Origin of the sequence: Uliginosibacterium aquaticum, assembly GCF_012972705.2 — a bacterium.
In the GTDB taxonomy this organism is placed as follows: Bacteria; Pseudomonadota; Gammaproteobacteria; order Burkholderiales; family Rhodocyclaceae; genus Uliginosibacterium; species Uliginosibacterium aquaticum.
In genome coordinates, this window is the sequence record NZ_JABCSC020000003.1 from 443,701 (window position 1) to 459,463 (window position 15,763).

Consider the following 15,763-nt stretch of genomic DNA (forward strand, 5'->3'; position numbering starts at 1 on the left):
ATTGAGCGTGCAGCCGGCACAGCGCATCCGGCTTGAATGGGCGCTGGTCAGCGGCGTGCTGGCGCTGCTGGCCCTGGCCTGCGCGCTGCAGGGCTGGTTGTGGCGCTTCGATCTGCAATTGCATGACATCGCCCTGAGCCGTGCTGAGCATCCGGCAGATCCGCAGATCGTGATCGTCGCCATCGATGACGCCAGCCTTGCCGAGCTTGGGCGCTGGCCTTGGCCGCGCAGCCTGCATGCGACGCTCGTCGACCGGCTGAGCGCGGCCGGTGCCGCGGCCGTGGCGCTGGACATCATCTTCAGCGAGGCCGCTGCCGAGGATGCGCAGCTTGCCGCAGCCTTGCGCCGCCATGCCCGGGTGGTGCTGCCGGTACTCCAGCTGGAGCATGACGAAATCATCGTCGGCGAAAACCTGCCGGCCCCGGCCTTGCGCGCGGCAGCAGCGGCCCTCGGCCATATCCAGATGGAATTCGATCCGGATGGCCTGGCGCGCAGCGTGTATCTGCAGGAAGGCTGGCAGCGGGCCGCGCATCCCCAGCTGGCCTTGGCGCTTGATCATCTATCGCGTGGCGAGGCGCAACCGGCGCCGCTCAATCCGGGCCCGGGCTGGCGCCGCAGTGGCTGGTTGCGGATCCCCTTTGCCGGGCCACCCGGCAGCTTTGCGCGAGTTTCCTATGCCGATGTGATCGCCGGGCGGGTGCCGGCGGAGCGCCTGCGCGACAAGCTGGTGCTGGTTGGCGCCACTGCGCCGGGCCTTACCGATTCCGTGCCGGTGCCTGGCTCGGGCTTCAGCCGCCCGATGCCCGGCGTGGAGGTGCATGCCAATGTGCTCGCTGCGCTGCGCGCGGGCAGTGGCATTGCGCTGCTGCCGCCCTGGCTCAACGCTGCTTTTGCTTTGTGCGTGAGCCTGGGCCTGATGCTGGGCCTGCGCCGCAGCAGCGCGCGCAGCGGTTTGTTATGGACACTGGCGATGCTGCTCGGCGTGCTGCTTGCGAGTTGGCTGGGTCTGCGCCATCTGGGCTTCTGGCTGGCACCGGGAGCGGCCCTGCTGGTCTGCCTGCTGGCCTACCCCCTGTGGAGCTGGCGGCGCCTCGAAGCCACGCAGCGCTATATGGATGGCGAGCTGCAGGCCTTGCAGCGCGACAGCCTGCTGCCACCCGAAAGCGGGCCGGATCCCTTCCAGCAGCGCCTGACCCTGCTGCGCTCGGCGGCGGCGCTGGGGCGCGAGGCGCATGCCTTGGTCGAAGCTGTGATTGCCCATCTGCCGGTCGGCGTGATCGCCCTGCATGGCGATGGCAGCCTGCGGCTGGCCAATCCCGCCGCGTACAGCCTGCTCGACCTGCCCGCCGGGGCAGATCTGGCGGCGGCCCTGCGCCAGTTGCGCTGGCCCGCCAGCCTGCAGCCGCAGGCCGGCTTGCCAGCCCGTCCGGCCGAGCCGCTGGAAGCCGAACTGCAGAGTGGCGCTGGTCGCCCCTTGCTGCTGCGTCTGGCTGCCTTGGGAGAGGGCTGGGTGCTGGGCCTGGCCGATCTGAGTCATGTCGAAGAAGCCCGCCAGGCCCGCGAAGATACCCTGCGTTTCGTGACCCACGATCTGCGCGCGCCGCTGGCCTCGATCATCAGCCTGATCGACACGCCGCCGGACAACTTCGAGCCGCTGCCTGCGATCCGCGGTATTTCCGAACGCGCGCTGGATCTCATTGACGAGCTCTTCCGCCTGAGCCGGGCTGAAGCCGTGAGCGAGGAGAGCTTCGAGCTGACTGACCTGCAGGCTGTGATCGTGGATGCCTGCGAGCTGTGCTGGAGCCAGGCGCGCGCGGCGCGGGTGGCGTTCCAGGTGGATGCCGGTGGCGATGCCGAAGCCCTGGTCCGCGGCCATCATGAGCTGCTCTATCGGGCAGTCGCCAACCTGCTCTCGAATGCCATCAAGTACGGCGGCCCCGAGCGCACGGTGGAGATCAGTCTGCGGGCAGAGGGCGCCCACTGGCAGCTGGCCGTGCGCGACCATGGCCCGGGCATCCCCGAGGCGCAGCGTGGCCGCCTCTTCGAGCGTTTCGCCCGCCTGCCGGATGCAGTGCGGCGCGGCCTGCCCGGCTCTGGCCTCGGCCTGCTGATGGTGCGTACCGTGGCCACCCGCCATGGTGGCCGGGTGAGCGCCGAGTTCCCGGCCGACGGCGGCTGCCGCTTCATCCTCGAATTGCCGCAGACCCATCAGGATCTGCCCTGAGGGCACTCAAGTTCGGTGAGCTTCATGCCGTGAAAGCACAGACGAAGAAACAAAATTTCACGTCTGGAGCACGCCATGCGCATCGTCGTATTGGAAGACAACCTTACCCAATCCACCCTGGTTTCCTCGCTGTTGCGCGGTGCCGGCCATGACGTGCATGAATTTGCGCTGACCCGCGAACTGCAGCGCTTCTGTAGTCGCGAAAGCGTGGATCTCTACCTGCTGGACTGGATGATGCCGGACATCTCCGGTGAGGAATTCCTGCGTTGGCTGCGCGAAGAGCGCCATGACAACACCCCGGCGATCTTCATCACCGCCCGTGACACCGAGGACGACATCGTGACCGGCCTGTCTGCCGGGGCGGATGATTTCATGGTCAAGCCGATCAGCCAGCGCGTGCTGATGTCGCGCATCGAAGCTGTGCTGCGGCGGAGCAAACCGCGGGTGGCCGGCGAAGTGCTGGAGCTCTCGCCCTACACCATCGATACCGCCCAGAAACGGATCCGCCTGCAGGGCGCGGAAGTCGAGCTCACCGAAAAGGAGTTTGATCTGGCTCTGTTCCTGTTCCGCAACCTCGGCCGCCTGCTCTCGCGCGGCCATCTGCTTGAAGCCGTGTGGGGGCGCAATCCGGATCTGGCGACCCGCACGGTGGATACCCATGTCTCACGCGTGCGCGGCAAGCTGCAACTGCGCCCCGAGAATGGCTACCGCCTGGTGCCGACCTACAACTTCGGCTATCGCCTTGAGCGCGTTGAAGCCGGCGAGATCGAGGCAACACCGCAGGTCGCTGCCTGAATACCCGTCGCAGCGGTTGCAGCCGTACGCCGTACCTCATGCCGGGCCCTGGCGGCTGAAGCCGAGCCAGGGCCTGATGACTTCAGCCCTCCTGCCCGTCCACCCGCGGATGCCACAGCATCGGCGCGTACTTCCACAGATACAGTGCGAAACATGCCGCCCACAGGGTGGCCGACAGGTGCAGGCCCGGCAGGTAGGCCGCCGGCCACAGCAGGGCCGGCAACACCCGCGCCAGCAGGGCCAGCTGAAGCAGCACATAGCAGGCGGTTTCAAGGCGGCCGGCCTTGAGCAGGCGGCCGGTATGGCCCAGTGCGGTGCGCGTGATCATGCCCAGGATCAGGCCGGCGATCAGGCCCACGGTCAGCACGTGCACTGCGGCCGTAAGCTGGCCGGCGGCCAGTAGCAGCAAGGCCACGATCAGCCAGCCATGGGCCAGATGCAGACTCCACAGCAGCGGCACGCGCAAGGTCGGGCCCGGGCGCCAGCCCCAGCAACGCACCGCCTGGGCCATGGCGGCGACGAGCGCCAGCGGCGTCAGCACCTCAGCCGGGGCGGATACGGCCCAGGCCAGCAGGCTGGCGACGCTGGCGGTAATCGCGATGCGGTCCACCCAGGCGTTCTTCCAGGGCACAGTCTTGAGCGCATTGGCAGTGAAGCTCGGCACGATGCGCCCGGCGATCACGGTGCATAGCGTGGCGATCAGGGCGATGGCCAGATGTAGGCCGAGCAGGGGCGAAACCGCCAGCCAGCCGTGTGCACCGGCGTGACTGAGGGCATTGGCGAGGGTCAGCGCGGCGAGGATCAGCAAGGCAAAGTAATTGCGCCGGCTGCCGGCGCGGATCAGTACGCGCGCCAGGGCGATGCCCGCCAGCGGCAGGAAGGTCAGATCGATCACGGCGGCGGCCATCGGGGGCGCCAGCAGCAGGGCGACGCGCCCGGCCAGCCACAAGCCGGCCAGGGCAGCCAGCGGCCAGCCGGTGGGCGTGGCCAGACCGGTCCAGTTCTTGCCGGCGGTGAACAGGAAGCCCACGATCACCGCGCAGGCGAAGCCGAACACCATCTCGTGGCCGTGCCACAGCAGCACCGGCAGGGCCGGATTGAGGCCACCCACGCCGGCCAACTGCAGCACCCACAGTGGTACGAAGAGCACGGCGAGAATCGCCGCAAGCAGGTAGAAGGGGCGAAAGCCCAGCGCAAAAACGGCACAGCCGCGCGGCGGGGCGGCGGGCTTGCGGCGGGGTTCGGTGAGGGGGATGACGGCCATGGCGGTTCCGGTTTCTTCTGGGGATGCTGGCATTGTCGGCAAGCGTGCCGCCAGTCTGCCTTATCGCGCGTCAAGTAGCCGGAATGAGGGCCGGACTGGAGGGGCGGAAATGCAAACGGCCCGCGCGCGGCGGGCCGTTCAGTCCGGAGCAGAAGAGGATCAGGCCTTCTTGATCCAGGCCGAGCACCAGCCCTTGGCAGCGACCAGCTTGTTGCCCAGCGCGACACAGGAGCCTTCATTGGCATTGGCAGACTTGTAGAAATTGCAGTTGGCACAGGTGTTGGTCTTGGCCCAGGTCTTGAACTTGGCGGCATCGACCTTGCTGCCATCAGCCTTGTAGCCCAGCGCCTTGGCGGTGGGATCGTCTTCGGTGACCTTGGCCTGAGCGGCAGCTTCACGCGAGGCCAAGAGGCCCAGGGCAACAGCGGGGGCGGCGAACAGGATGGAACGGCGGCGGCTATCCATGTAGAACTCTCCTAGGGGAAAAAGAAAACAGCCCTCAAAGCATCGTGGCTACTCTTTGCTGCGTCAAGTCAGAATTTTGTGCGCGGCCTGCTCGCCCCACCAGGCCGCCTCCTCGAACACCGACAGGCCTGAGAGATCGGCATGCGCAAAGAGGATGTGCTGGTCCGCCGCACGCAGGGCCGCGATGCCGGGGCGCTGCAGGAAGCCCGGCGCCGGGATGGCCATGGCATGGCCGCGCAGGGTCAGCTCCACCTGCTGGATCCGCCGCTCGAAGTCGCGCCCGTAAGTGGCGCGCAAGTCCCGCCCGGCAAGCTCCAGCAATTCGTCCTGCGCTGCGTTCTGCAGCCACAGCCGGCCGGTGCTTGGTGGCAGGGCGTGGTAGGCGCTGAACACGGTCTGTGCCGGGCGGGCGGCGCGAATCCACTGGTGGGTCGCCACCACCCAGCCCAGGGTGTCGCCGCCGTAGCGCAGGTTGTCCCAGGCCAGTGGGTGTTCTTCACTGGCCTCGCGCGGAAAGCCGTCGAGCAGAAAATTACTCACCAGCCAGGACGCGCTCTGCGGCAGATCGCGTGCCTTGTCGAAGCCGAACTCACCGAGATCCAGTACATGCGCCGCCACATGCAGCGGCATCGCCAGCACTACGCGTTTGGCACGCAGGCGAAAGGCTTCCGCCCCGTTCAGGCACAGCACCTCGACGCCCGCCCCACGCGGCGTTACGCGCAGGGCCATGCCCGGCAGCAGGCGCTCAGCGCCGATGGTGGCGCTCATCTGGCGGGTCAGGGGGGCGAGGCCGTCCGGCCAGGTCAGCACCGCGCCATCCTCGCCATTCGCGGCATGGCCGCCCCGGCTGGCGAAGTAGTGGATGCCGGCCCAGGCCGACACCTGCTCGATGCCGGCGCCATAGTCGTCGCGGCAGCAGTAGTCCGCATACCAGCGCAGTGCCTCGGCGGTGAAACCTTCACGCGTCAGCCAGTTGGCGAAACTCTCATTAGCCAGCGCGCGCCAGGCGGGGGCCTGTGAAGACAGGGCCAGCGGCATCACGAAGGCGCGCCGCCCATCCGCACCGCGCGCCTCGCGCAGGGCCTGCATGCGTGCCGTGAAGCGCTCGATCTGGGCCAGCGCTTCGGCCTCCAGCCCGTGCTGCGGCAGTAGCCCCTCCTGCCACGCTCCATTGATGAACAGGCGCTCCTCCGGCGCATGCACCAGCACGTTTTCATCGAACTCCGGGCGCGCGGAAGACGGATTGCCGCGCAGGATGCCGAAGGCCGCCAGCAGCTCGCGCACATGCGCGGATTCGAGCGAGGGCAGCGGCAAGTAGTGCGCGCCACGCGGGCAGGGGATGCCACCGAGCGCGCTGCCGGCGGCGTTGCCCTGCGGCTCGGGGCCGGCCAGCACACAGAAATTGCGATAACCCTGCTGTGCCAGGCGCCAGCCCGCGAACAGGCCGGCCACGCCGCTGCCAAGAATCGCCACCTCCACCTCGCGCTCGCGCGCCGGATCGGGCGCTGGCAGGCCGTCGCGCAAGGCGTGACCGGCGGCCATGCCGGGGCGCAGCACCGTCAGCGGCGGAGCCTGCCAGGGCAGACGCATTTCGCAGCCGCTGAGGCTGGCGGCTGCGGCAAGTTTCAAGAAGTGGCGACGCTGCATGGCTCGGGGCGGGAACGGTCAGCGGATCACCCGCCGCCAGTCTTCCTCGAAGTAACGCACGAGTGCCTGGTTGTTGAGGCGGTTGGGCTCGACTTCCGGGCGCGGCATGTCGGCCGGGAAGCGGAACATGCTCGCCGTCTGCTCCGCGTCCAGCCAGCGCAAGGGCACGCTGTAGGCCTTGGGCGGCTGGTAGCGGCCGTGGCGGTCGGCCAGCACGAAGCCCCACACGCCGAAGGACGGCACATGTGCCTGATACGGGAAGGTGTGGAAGCCGGCCTCGTCCAGCGTGGTCACCACGCACCAGAACGCGTGCGGGGCGAAATAGGGCGAGGTGGATTGCACCACCAGCAGGCCGGTGTCGCTCAGATGGCGGCTGACGAGCCGGTAGAAGGGCTCCGAGTAGAGCTTGCCGAGGCCGTAGCTGGAGGGGTCCGGCAGATCGATGATGATGGCATCGTAGCTGCCGGGCGCGGTTTCCAGCCACTGGCCGGCATCGGCATTGATCACCTGCACGCGCGGATTGGTCAGCGAATGCTGATTCAGCGCGGTGAGGGTGGCCGAGGTGGAGAAAAGCTGGGTCATGGCCGGATCGAGGTCGACCAGGGTGATGGCTTCCAGGCCCGGATACTTCAGCAGCTCGCGCACCGCTAGGCCATCGCCGCCGCCCAGTACCAGCACGCGCCGGGCGCCGGCCAGGGCGCTCAGCGCCGGATGCACCAGCGCTTCGTGATAGCGGTGCTCGTCGCGGCTGGAGAACTGCAGGTTGCCGTTGATGTAGAGGCGCAGGTCATCTTTCCACTGGGTCACGATCAGGCGCTGGTAGGGCGTGGTCTGGGCATGCACGATCTGGTCGCCGTAGATGCCGCGCTCGCTCCAGCGCGTCACGGCCTCGGCCCCCACGAAGCCGGCGATCAGGGCCAGCAGCACGATGCTCGCACGCAGGCGCAGCGCGGTGGCCTGGCGCAGCTCGGCGCGGAAGGCCTGCGCCGCCACCAGCGCTACGCCGGCATTGGCGATACCGAAGAGAAAAGCGGTGCGCGCCAGCCCCAGCTGCGGTGCCAGCACGATCGGGAAGAGCAGGGAGACGACCAGCGCGCCGAGGTAGTCGAAGGTCAGCACCCGGCTCACGATCTCGGCGAACTCCGCCTTGCGTGCATTCAGCACCCGCATCACCAGCGGGATCTCCATGCCCACCAGCACGCCCAGCGCGAAGACCAGCGCGTAGAGCACCACCCGGAAAGGCGCGGCGACCCAGGCGAAGATCACGAACAGCAGGGTGGCCGACACGCCGCCGATCAGGCCCACCAGCAGCTCGATATCGATGAAGCGCGCGAGCAGGTCTTCATCCTTGATGTATTTCGACAGATGCGAGCCCACGCCCATCGCAAACAGATAGGTGCCGATGATCGACGAGAACTGCAGCACCGAATCGCCCAGCAGATAGCTCGCCAGCGCGGCGGCCACCAGTTCGTAGGCGAGGCCGCAGGAGGCAACGATGAAGACCGACAGGATCAGCAGGCGATGGGGCATCGGGATGGCGGGGAACGCAGTTTTGGTGGCACTATCCGACTGGAATTATGCGGGAAACCAGACTCCCGCCGGAGAAATGCACATGCTCATTCAGGCCCTCGGCAACTATGTGTTGCATCTCTTCACTGGCTTCGCGCTGGTGGGCGTCTTCGTGTGGATCTACCTGCGTCTCACGCCCTACTGCGAGATCAGCCTGATCCGCAAAGGCTGTGTGGCCCCGGCGCTGTCCTTCGGCGGCACCCTGATCGGCTTTTCGCTCACCGTGGCCTCCGGCCTGCTGCACTTGCCGGATTACCTGCACTTCCTGGCCTGGTCTGCCGCTGCCATGCTGATCCAGCTCGTCGCTTTCCTGCTGTTGCAGCGCGCCCTGCCCGAGATGAAACGCGCGCTCGAAGACAACAACGTCGCGATGGGTGCCCTGATCGGCGCGGTGGCGCTGTCCATTGGCCTCATCAGCGGCGCCTGCTTGTCCTAGCAGTCGAAAATAATGGTTCTGGCTGCGTTGCGCCTCCTTGCCGTACTGCTTGTACTGACAGCAAAGGCACGCCTTGCCAGAAGCACTCCGCTGCGCTGCGTTCCATTTTTGCGACTGCTTGGCGTCCGTTGAAATGAGCCCGCTGATCCTGCGCGAACTTGCCGACCACGATCTCGACGCCCTGCTGGGCCTTTACGCCGAGCTGCATCCGGCCGATGCGCCGCTGCCCGCGCGCAGCGAAGTCGAAGCCATCTGGCAGCAGATGCGGGCGACCTCCGGCCTGCAGCTGCTGGGCGGCTTTGTGGATGAGGCGCTGGTCGTGAGCTGCACGCTCGTCATCACGCCCAACCTCACGCGTGGCGGGCGGCCCTATGCGCTGATCGAAAACGTCGTTACCACCGCCAGTCAGCGCCGCAAGGGCTACGCCAAAGCCCTGCTTGAACACGCCAAGGCGTTGGCCTGGCAGGCGCGCTGCTACAAGGTGATGCTGATGACCAGCCGGCAGGATGTCGCCACCCGAGCCTTCTACGAATCCGCCGGTTTCGATGCGCACACCAAGCAGGCGTACTACGCTGCGGCACCCACGCAGCACGACTTGAATCCGTCATTCCCGCCCGCGCGGAAATGACGACCCGAAACGCGACTGACAGGAGAACACCATGGGCCTCACCGATTTCATCAAGAAGCAGTTCATCGACGTTCTGCAATGGAACGAAGACGGCGACGGCGTGCTCGCCTGGCGCTACCCGATGCAGGATTTCGAAATCCAGTACGGCGCCGCGCTCACCGTGCGCGAATCGCAGATGGCCGTGTTCGTGAATGAAGGCAAGGTGGCAGACGTGTTCGGCCCCGGCCTCTACAAGCTCACCACCCAGACCTTGCCGGTGCTCACCTACCTGCAGAACTGGGACAAGCTCTTCGAATCCCCCTTCAAGAGCGACGTCTACTTCTTCTCCACGCGCCTGCAGATCGGCCGCAAGTGGGGCACCCAGCAGCCGGTCACGATCCGCGACAAGGATTTCGGCATGGTGCGCCTGCGTGCCTTCGGCATCTATTCCTACAAGCTCGCCGACCCGAAGAAGTTCTTCACCGAACTCTCCGGCACGCGAGACACCTACACGGTTGAAGACATCGAGCAGCAATTGCGCAACCTCGTCGTCGCCAACATGACCGGCCTGTTCGGTTCGAGTGAATTGCCCTTCCTCGACATGGCCGCCAACCAGATGTTGCTCTCCGAAAAACTGAAAGAGAGCATGACGCCGGTGTTCGAGCAATACGGCCTGGCGCTGGACAACTTCGCCGTCGAAAACGTCTCCCTGCCTGAAGAGCTCCAGAAGGCCATCGACACCCGCATCTCGATGGGCATGATGGGCGACATGAGCAAGTTCACCCAGTACCAGATGGCCAGCGCCATCCCGCTCGCCGCACAGAACGAAGGCGGCCTTGCCGGCATGGGCGCCGGCGTCGGCGTAGGTCTCGGCATGGGCCAGATGATGGCGGGCACCATGGCCCAGACCATGGCCGGCGTCGCTCAGCCTGCTGCTGCCGCGCCTGCTGCTGAAGACCCGACCGCCAAGCTCGCCAAGCTGAAGGCCCTGCTCGATCAGAACCTGATCACGCAGGCGGATTACGACACGGCGAAGGCGGAAGTGCTGAAGAAGATGCTGGGGTGAGTTTATGGGTTAGCTGCGCTTAGCTCGCAAGCGAGCAGGGTTCAAAGCACGTGCTGGTTAATAATTGTGCCGAAGCGATCACTAGGCTTGGAATTAATTGATGAAAAAGCATAGGCGGGATATTTTAAAGGCAGGCGTGAGTGCAATGGTTATGTCGTCAATTTCTGGGTGTGTGACGTATGCACTTTGGGATGATGACAAATATAACTTCTTGGAGAACGAAAATTTTTCAAGTATCCATGCAACGGAAGACTGGTCGAAAATAATCGTTCTTGGGGAAAGTCGTCACTATATTTTCGACGTTCCGGCGGAGCTTGCCCGTACGTTGAATTCCACTTATTACCCCTATGTTTTTGCGGAGTTTGGGGTGTTTAATATCCAGGAAGGCGGAGTTCTGAATGGTTCATTGACAATTCAACTTGTTGGGAATGCACCGGAAAAAGAGCGGGTTAAGGCTCAAGAGGATGGATTCATAAATTTCCGTCAGTATTTTGATCTTAAGGGTCTGGCCTATGATTCGGGACCAAGTTCAAAAGCGATGCGCTCTTTTCAACGCACTCAGGGTTTAAATAGGACGTACTCAGTTGGTGTGTATGCAGAACCATCGAAAACAGCTAAAACTCTAGGTGTAATTGGAAAGCTGGCTCTGACACCAATTACAGTAGCTGTCGATGGTTCCTTGATTCTTGTGACAGCGCCTGTAAGCATTCCTGTTTTGATCATACTGTCTAAAGTTATTTAATCGTGTGAATGAAGCGCTGCGTATTGCACACTCTGCCACTGCATGCCCCGATCCGGGGGGGGGGGGGTCTCTGCCCCACGCCAAGGCCGTAACCGGAGTGAGGGTCGGATAAGCTGAGGGCGACATCCGACGATTGCGTTGGGCAACAAATGTGTCGGAAGGCGCTTCGTTTTTCCGACCTGCCAATCTGAAAGATGTACAAAACCGCTGACCTCGCCTGCGGGGCTGAAGTCCGCCGCGCATGGCGCACCCGTAGGGTGCGGTGAACACCGCACCGCATGCGTTGATCGGAGTGGCGGAGTTGGCACTCCGCCCTACGCCAGCTACGCCAGCGAGTAGCCCGGATTCCGCGCCGCGCAGGATTTGCCCTGCAAGCTGACCCGCTCTGTTTCCGCCTCAGCAGCATTCCTGTTCGATGCGGTCGAGCAGGGCGAGGGCTTCGGGGTCGGCCTTGTCTTCGAAGAGTTCGCGGATCTGGTTCAGATTGCTGTGGACCAGGAACAGGTCGTCCGGGCGCGGGCCGCTGCCGCCTTCGGCTTTCTTCTTGAAATACTCCCAGAAGGCGTTGCTGTGCGCGGGGTCGTCGATGTAGCGGCGGATATGGCGCATCAGTTCGGCGGCTTTGGCGTCGCAATCGAGGCCGACAAAGCTGACATAGCGTTCGGGCTTGGTTTCCTTTTTGCCGGCTTCGGCAGCGGGCGGGTTCTGGCAGGGGCAGCTCATGGTGATCACAGGCAGGAGATGAGGAAGGCCTCATCCTAGCCAGCCGTGCGGCGCGGCATTGTCGGCTAGCCGACAGTTCCGCTGGTGCGCCCTTCTTCCCCTTCCTGCCAGCGCAGCAGGGCGTCGGGCTGGAGCACGACGAACTGGCGGCGGGCCGGCCGAGTGAGGATGGCTTCGCGTTCGAGACGTTTGAACAGGCTGGACACGGTCTGGCGCGTACAACCCAGCAGCAGGGCGATCTCACCGGCCGAGAGATCCAGCCCGAAGCGCATCCCTGGGGCGGTTGCGACGCCTTGCTGGCGGGCCGAGACGAGCAGGAAGCGGGCGAGGCGGCCGGCCACATCGCGGAAGGCGAGGTCTTCGATGAGGGCGATGCTGTTGTCGAGGATGCGCCCCAGCACCGGCATCACCAGGGCCAGCATGCCCGGCTGATGGGCCATGCTGCGGGCAAAGTCGGCGGTGGGCATGGAGAGTACGCAGCAGGCGCTGTCGCAGCGCAGATAGGCGCGGGTGTGGGTGCTGAAGAGCTCACCGGCGCTAAGGTAGGCGAGGGTCAGCTCCTTGTCTTCGCTGGCCACGAATACGCGGATGCGGCCTTCGCGCAGCAGCAGGATGCGGTCCTTGGGCGATCCAGGCGTGCTGAGCAGGTAGCCTGGCGGCAACTGCTGGCTGCTGAAGCGTGCCAGCAGTTCCGGGGGCAGGCCGGGGCGGGCAGGGGCAGCTGACCTGGTTGGAGGCGCGGACATGGGGGCGAGAAGCAGGCTGGAACAAGGCTTTCAGCCTCGCAAGGAACATGCCTTGCGGCCGCCGCCATCCGCACAAACCCCTGTTGTGCCCGCACCACGCCGCCGGCAGGGCGCAGATTGACGGCGAAAAACAAGCGGGACTTTGCTGCAGCGGGCGTGTAGGGTGTCGCGAAGCGTGGGGCATCCGTTCCGCGCTGCAACCCGGAAACCTCCATGAATCCTGCCAGCCCCCAGATGACCGAAGCGCAATTGCTTGCCGCACCGGCGGATGAATACATGTCGCCGGCCCAGCTGGCCTTTTTTCGCGCCCGCCTGGTGGCTGAACGTGATCTGTTGTTGAGCTCGGCGCATGAAACCACCGAGCACCTGCAGGATTTCGTGGCGACGCCGGACCCGGCTGACCGCGCTTCGCAGGAAGAGGATCACACCCTGGAGCTGCGCGTGCGCGATCGCGAACGCAAGATGCTGCACAAAATCGATCAGGCTATCGAGCGCATCGACCAGGGTGAATACGGCTGGTGCGAGGAGAGTGGCGAGCCGATCGGCATCGCCCGCCTGCTGGCCCGCCCGACCGCGAGCTACAGTGTGGAAGCGCAGGAGCGCCACGAAATCCGCCGCAAGATGAAGGGCGGCTGAGCTTCAGCTCACTGCCTCTGAGGAAGCCGGGCTGCAGCCCGGCGTGGGGCTGAAATCGCACCGGCGCTTGGCGCCGGAATGCGCCATGGCCCCTCTATTTTCCGGGCCGTCTGGCGGCGGCCGGTTTGGCGCACAGGCCGGTCTTTGGATCCCAGGGGTTGAACCAGACTTCCTTGCGCTGCAAGGGGGTGCCCGGTGTGAGCAATGGGTTCTCGATGCGGAATACGCGGCGCTGGCAGAAGTTGGTGCGCCGGATCATTTCCTCGTGGTATTCCATCAGCATCCTCTGGAGGCTGCCGTCGGCAACCATCATTTCCATGCCTTCCCGCAGGCGCTGATGCAGGCGCGGTGTTTTCGGCGAGACGAAGATGTAGGTGGGCAGCGGAAACTCGATGAGCATGCTGTTCTCGATCGCCAGATCGGGGTTGTCGGCGCTGCGCGCATCGAATTCGACGAAGACTTCGTTCATGCCACGTGGGAAGTAGTCGAAACGCCCGGCCATCAGCATCTTCAGCAGCGGGTCGAAGCTTTCGCCGGTGACCAGGTTGAATCCATTGGCTTCCATGATCTTGCGCGAGGACCAGGCGGCGCCTACGCCTACCGGCAGGGCCTTGAGGTCGGCCAGCTTGCGCACGGCGGCGATGCGTGCCTGGGCATTACGGTGGGTGAGCGAGATGCGGTAGTTGGAGAGGCCCATGTCCACCGGAATCCAGATCGGCAGTAACTGCTCTTCCCAGCTGGGCTGGCTGGCGATCACGGTGGTGTTGAACTGCTCGCCGCTGAGCATTTCGAGGAGCATGCGTTCGCGGGCAAGGGTGCCGCCGATCCACTCGATGCGGTAAGGGCCGTATTTTTGACGGGTGCGGCGCATGGCTTCGGCCAGGACCCGATCGGTATATTCGAGGCGCTGGCCAACGCCCATGGTGGGGCGGTTGCGGATCAGCACATCCTCGGCCTGTGCGGGCAGGCCGCCCAGCACCAGGCTCAGGCCGAGCCAGCAGATCAGTGTTTTCATGCTTCGCATGGCGGCCTCCTGAGCTTTTTTTTCCGCATAGACACGTGTCTGCCCTCAGCAATCCGATGTCTGGCTGAGGGCCGGGAGCGCCTCGTTGCGTGCCGGGGCGCTACCAGTGGGGGCGTTCAGGGGCAGCTCCAGCACGAATTCGGCCCCTTGCTCAGGCTGGCTGTTGACGCTGATCCGCCCGCCGAGCATGCCGGTGACGATGTTGTAGACGATGGCGAGACCGAGACCGGAGCCACCCCGCCCGAGGCGGGTGGTGAAGAAGGGGTCGAAGATGTGTTCGCGCACTGTGGCGCTCATGCCAATGCCATCGTCACGCAGGCTGATCCGCACCATGCCGTCGTCCGCCAGCGCGGCGCTGAGCCAGATGTTGCCGCTGCTGCGGCCATCGAAGCCGTGCACCAGGGCGTTCAGCTCCAGATTGCTGATGACCTGGCCGAGCGGACCGGGGTAGCTGTCGAAGATCAGGCCCGGCGGGATGGCAACATGCACCGTATAGGGGCTGCGCTTGAAGTTCGGGCTCAGGGTCAGCTGCAGTTCGGCCATGAAAACGGCCAGATCGAAGCGCCGGCGCTGCTCGCTGGTCTGGTCCACGGCCACCTGGCGGAATTTGTCGACCATTTCCACGGCGCGATTCACGTTGCGTTCGGCGATGTGCAGGCCTTCGCCGAGCGTGGCGAGAAACTCGTCAAGCTGGGTGCGGCGCAGCGCCGCCTGCCCCACTGCCTGGCTGAGGCTGCGATGATGATCGAGCAGGGTGCTGACCATGGTCAGGCTGGAACCGAGCGGGGTGTTCAGCTCGTGGGCGATGCCGGCCACCATGCGCCCCAGCGAGGCGAGGCGGTCGGCTTCGATCAGCTCGCTCTGGGCGCGCGACAGATTGTTGATCACTTCGGACAGGTGAAGGTTGCTCTCTTCCAGCTCGCGGGTGCGTTCGGCCACGCGCAGCTCCAGCCCGTCGGCATGTTCACGCAAGGCCTGCTGGCTGGCGGTGAGTTCGGAGAAGGCGCGGGCCAGCGCGACCCGGGTGGCCTCCATGCTCTGGGCGAGCTGACCCAGCTCGTCGCAGCGTTGCAGGTGGATCGGTTCGTCCAGTGCCTGGCGGGCGAGGCGGCCGGAGGCGCGCTTGAGATATTCGATGGGTCGCACCAGACGCCACTGGAGAACGATGAAAGCCAGCAGCAGCGAGCTGGCCAGGCTGAGAGCGGTACGCAGCAGGATGCCGCGCTGGGCCGCTTCGGCACGCTGGCTGGCCTGCAGGGTGGAGAGGGAAAGCTCGAGGCTGCCGACCGGGCGGCCCTGATAGAGTACTTCGCGCTTGAGGCTGATGACTGCTTCGCCGGTTTCGAGTGGGCGCTGGTGCTCGAAGAAGGGTTTACTGCCGCGCGAATCCTGGACTCGCATGAGCTTTACGCGCGGATCGCGGAAGATGGCCTGGACGATCGGCTCGCCCAGCTCCGGATAGATCTGCCACAGGGCTTCGCGCAGGCTCTCTGCCCCCACCTCGGTGAGTTGCTGCAGATCGGTCTGCAGCTGCAGCATGTTTTCTTTCTCGATGGCCTTGGCTTCTTGCAGCGCCACCAGCCAGCCGGGCACGGCGAGGCCGAAAGCCACCGCCAGCATGATCAGCATGCGCAGGCCGAAGAGGCGCTCGAGCCAGCCGGCGCGGCCGGGCGTTGCGCCGGGGGGCGCCTGTTCTGCGGAAGGCTGGAAAGGGGGCGGGGTGTTTGTCATCCACGTAGGCGCAGCGGTCCGGAAGCGGGGGAAGCCCGCCCGTGCAGCTTAGTGTCATCTGCCAGGGGCGGCCATTCAGGTTTCCCGT

General features: G+C 65.2%; 15 protein-coding genes. 7 read left to right on the plus strand and 8 right to left on the minus strand.

The window, feature by feature from the left end; all coding sequences use genetic code 11:
- The first annotated feature begins 7 nt into the window (after nucleotides 1-7).
- Both HJ583_RS13415 and HJ583_RS13420 read left to right on the plus strand, forming a co-directional pair.
- Nucleotides 8-2,224, plus strand: coding sequence for a CHASE2 domain-containing protein (locus HJ583_RS13415; RefSeq protein ID WP_170022386.1), 2,217 nt, complete (start codon nucleotides 8-10; stop codon nucleotides 2,222-2,224).
- A 75-nt stretch (nucleotides 2,225-2,299) separates the two neighbouring features.
- Nucleotides 2,300-3,019 carry a response regulator transcription factor gene (locus tag HJ583_RS13420; RefSeq protein ID WP_170022387.1) on the plus strand — a complete coding sequence of 240 codons (720 nt, stop codon included), beginning with the start codon at nucleotides 2,300-2,302 and terminating at the stop codon, nucleotides 3,017-3,019.
- Between the two features lie 82 nt (nucleotides 3,020-3,101).
- Here HJ583_RS13420 and HJ583_RS13425 read toward each other — a convergent pair whose 3' ends face one another.
- The 4 genes from HJ583_RS13425 to HJ583_RS13440 all read right to left on the minus strand — a co-directional run bounded on the left by HJ583_RS13425 (nucleotide 3,102) and on the right by HJ583_RS13440 (nucleotide 7,925).
- Nucleotides 3,102-4,283: an NnrS family protein gene (locus HJ583_RS13425; protein ID WP_170022388.1), complete on the minus strand. Its 1,182-nt coding sequence runs from the start codon at nucleotides 4,281-4,283 to the stop codon at nucleotides 3,102-3,104.
- 159 nt (nucleotides 4,284-4,442) lie between these two features.
- Nucleotides 4,443-4,748: a high-potential iron-sulfur protein gene (locus HJ583_RS13430; RefSeq protein ID WP_170022389.1), complete on the minus strand. Its 306-nt coding sequence runs from the start codon at nucleotides 4,746-4,748 to the stop codon at nucleotides 4,443-4,445.
- A 63-nt stretch (nucleotides 4,749-4,811) separates the two neighbouring features.
- Nucleotides 4,812-6,395 (minus strand): NAD(P)-binding protein, encoded by a 1,584-nt coding sequence (locus tag HJ583_RS13435; RefSeq protein ID WP_170022390.1) that lies wholly within the window; start codon nucleotides 6,393-6,395, stop codon nucleotides 4,812-4,814.
- Nucleotides 6,396-6,413: 18 nt separating this feature from the next.
- On the minus strand, nucleotides 6,414-7,925 hold the full coding sequence (locus tag HJ583_RS13440) for a polyamine aminopropyltransferase (RefSeq protein WP_170022391.1): 1,512 nt from the start codon (nucleotides 7,923-7,925) through the stop codon (nucleotides 6,414-6,416).
- Nucleotides 7,926-8,007: 82 nt separating this feature from the next.
- Here HJ583_RS13440 and HJ583_RS13445 point away from each other — a divergent pair, with 82 nt between their 5' ends.
- The 4 genes from HJ583_RS13445 (at nucleotide 8,008) to HJ583_RS13460 (ending at nucleotide 10,815) form a co-directional block, all read left to right on the plus strand.
- Complete coding sequence (locus tag HJ583_RS13445; protein ID WP_217423419.1) at nucleotides 8,008-8,400, plus strand: DUF350 domain-containing protein; 393 nt, start codon at nucleotides 8,008-8,010, stop codon at nucleotides 8,398-8,400.
- A gap of 133 nt (nucleotides 8,401-8,533) precedes the next feature.
- Nucleotides 8,534-9,028 carry a GNAT family N-acetyltransferase gene (locus HJ583_RS13450; RefSeq protein ID WP_170022393.1) on the plus strand — a complete coding sequence of 165 codons (495 nt, stop codon included), beginning with the start codon at nucleotides 8,534-8,536 and terminating at the stop codon, nucleotides 9,026-9,028.
- 31 nt (nucleotides 9,029-9,059) lie between these two features.
- Nucleotides 9,060-10,073, plus strand: coding sequence for an SPFH domain-containing protein (locus HJ583_RS13455; protein WP_170022394.1), 1,014 nt, complete (start codon nucleotides 9,060-9,062; stop codon nucleotides 10,071-10,073).
- A 100-nt stretch (nucleotides 10,074-10,173) separates the two neighbouring features.
- Entirely contained in the window at nucleotides 10,174-10,815 is a 642-nt protein-coding gene (locus HJ583_RS13460) for a hypothetical protein (RefSeq protein WP_170022395.1), read from the plus strand.
- A 396-nt stretch (nucleotides 10,816-11,211) separates the two neighbouring features.
- Here HJ583_RS13460 and cowN read toward each other — a convergent pair whose 3' ends face one another.
- The gene (cowN, locus tag HJ583_RS13465; protein ID WP_170022396.1) at nucleotides 11,212-11,538 is read right to left on the minus strand and encodes a N(2)-fixation sustaining protein CowN; all 327 of its coding nucleotides are present in this window, start codon (nucleotides 11,536-11,538) and stop codon (nucleotides 11,212-11,214) included.
- 65 nt (nucleotides 11,539-11,603) lie between these two features.
- Complete coding sequence (locus tag HJ583_RS13470; RefSeq protein ID WP_170022397.1) at nucleotides 11,604-12,284, minus strand: Crp/Fnr family transcriptional regulator; 681 nt, start codon at nucleotides 12,282-12,284, stop codon at nucleotides 11,604-11,606.
- Between the two features lie 213 nt (nucleotides 12,285-12,497).
- Between HJ583_RS13470 and dksA the strand changes: the two genes are divergently transcribed.
- Nucleotides 12,498-12,920 carry an RNA polymerase-binding protein DksA gene (gene dksA / locus HJ583_RS13475; RefSeq protein WP_217423420.1) on the plus strand — a complete coding sequence of 141 codons (423 nt, stop codon included), beginning with the start codon at nucleotides 12,498-12,500 and terminating at the stop codon, nucleotides 12,918-12,920.
- A gap of 94 nt (nucleotides 12,921-13,014) precedes the next feature.
- Here the strand turns inward: dksA and HJ583_RS13480 are convergent, their stop codons facing one another.
- Nucleotides 13,015-13,935: a substrate-binding periplasmic protein gene (locus HJ583_RS13480; RefSeq protein WP_170022398.1), complete on the minus strand. Its 921-nt coding sequence runs from the start codon at nucleotides 13,933-13,935 to the stop codon at nucleotides 13,015-13,017.
- Nucleotides 13,936-13,989: 54 nt separating this feature from the next.
- Nucleotides 13,990-15,675 (minus strand): sensor histidine kinase, encoded by a 1,686-nt coding sequence (locus HJ583_RS13485; RefSeq protein ID WP_170022399.1) that lies wholly within the window; start codon nucleotides 15,673-15,675, stop codon nucleotides 13,990-13,992.
- Nucleotides 15,676-15,763 lie beyond the last annotated feature (88 nt).

Excerpts from the sequence above, each read along its gene's own strand:
- HJ583_RS13425 (WP_170022388.1), bottom strand. The coding sequence starts at position 4,283 with ATGGCCGTCATCCCCCTCACCGAACCCCGCCGCAAGCCCGCCGCCCCG.
- HJ583_RS13480 (WP_170022398.1), bottom strand. The coding sequence starts at position 13,935 with ATGAAAACACTGATCTGCTGGCTCGGCCTGAGCCTGGTGCTGGGCGGC.
- HJ583_RS13460 (WP_170022395.1), top strand. The coding sequence starts at position 10,174 with ATGAAAAAGCATAGGCGGGATATTTTAAAGGCAGGCGTGAGTGCAATG.
- HJ583_RS13445 (WP_217423419.1), top strand. The coding sequence starts at position 8,008 with ATGCTCATTCAGGCCCTCGGCAACTATGTGTTGCATCTCTTCACTGGC.
- HJ583_RS13435 (WP_170022390.1), bottom strand. The coding sequence starts at position 6,395 with ATGCAGCGTCGCCACTTCTTGAAACTTGCCGCAGCCGCCAGCCTCAGC.
- HJ583_RS13450 (WP_170022393.1), top strand. The coding sequence starts at position 8,534 with ATGAGCCCGCTGATCCTGCGCGAACTTGCCGACCACGATCTCGACGCC.
- HJ583_RS13420 (WP_170022387.1), top strand. The coding sequence starts at position 2,300 with ATGCGCATCGTCGTATTGGAAGACAACCTTACCCAATCCACCCTGGTT.
- HJ583_RS13430 (WP_170022389.1), bottom strand. The coding sequence starts at position 4,748 with ATGGATAGCCGCCGCCGTTCCATCCTGTTCGCCGCCCCCGCTGTTGCC.
- dksA (WP_217423420.1), top strand. The coding sequence starts at position 12,498 with ATGAATCCTGCCAGCCCCCAGATGACCGAAGCGCAATTGCTTGCCGCA.
- HJ583_RS13455 (WP_170022394.1), top strand. The coding sequence starts at position 9,060 with ATGGGCCTCACCGATTTCATCAAGAAGCAGTTCATCGACGTTCTGCAA.
- HJ583_RS13470 (WP_170022397.1), bottom strand. The coding sequence starts at position 12,284 with ATGTCCGCGCCTCCAACCAGGTCAGCTGCCCCTGCCCGCCCCGGCCTG.
- HJ583_RS13485 (WP_170022399.1), bottom strand. The coding sequence starts at position 15,675 with ATGACAAACACCCCGCCCCCTTTCCAGCCTTCCGCAGAACAGGCGCCC.
- HJ583_RS13440 (WP_170022391.1), bottom strand. The coding sequence starts at position 7,925 with ATGCCCCATCGCCTGCTGATCCTGTCGGTCTTCATCGTTGCCTCCTGC.
- cowN (WP_170022396.1), bottom strand. The coding sequence starts at position 11,538 with ATGAGCTGCCCCTGCCAGAACCCGCCCGCTGCCGAAGCCGGCAAAAAG.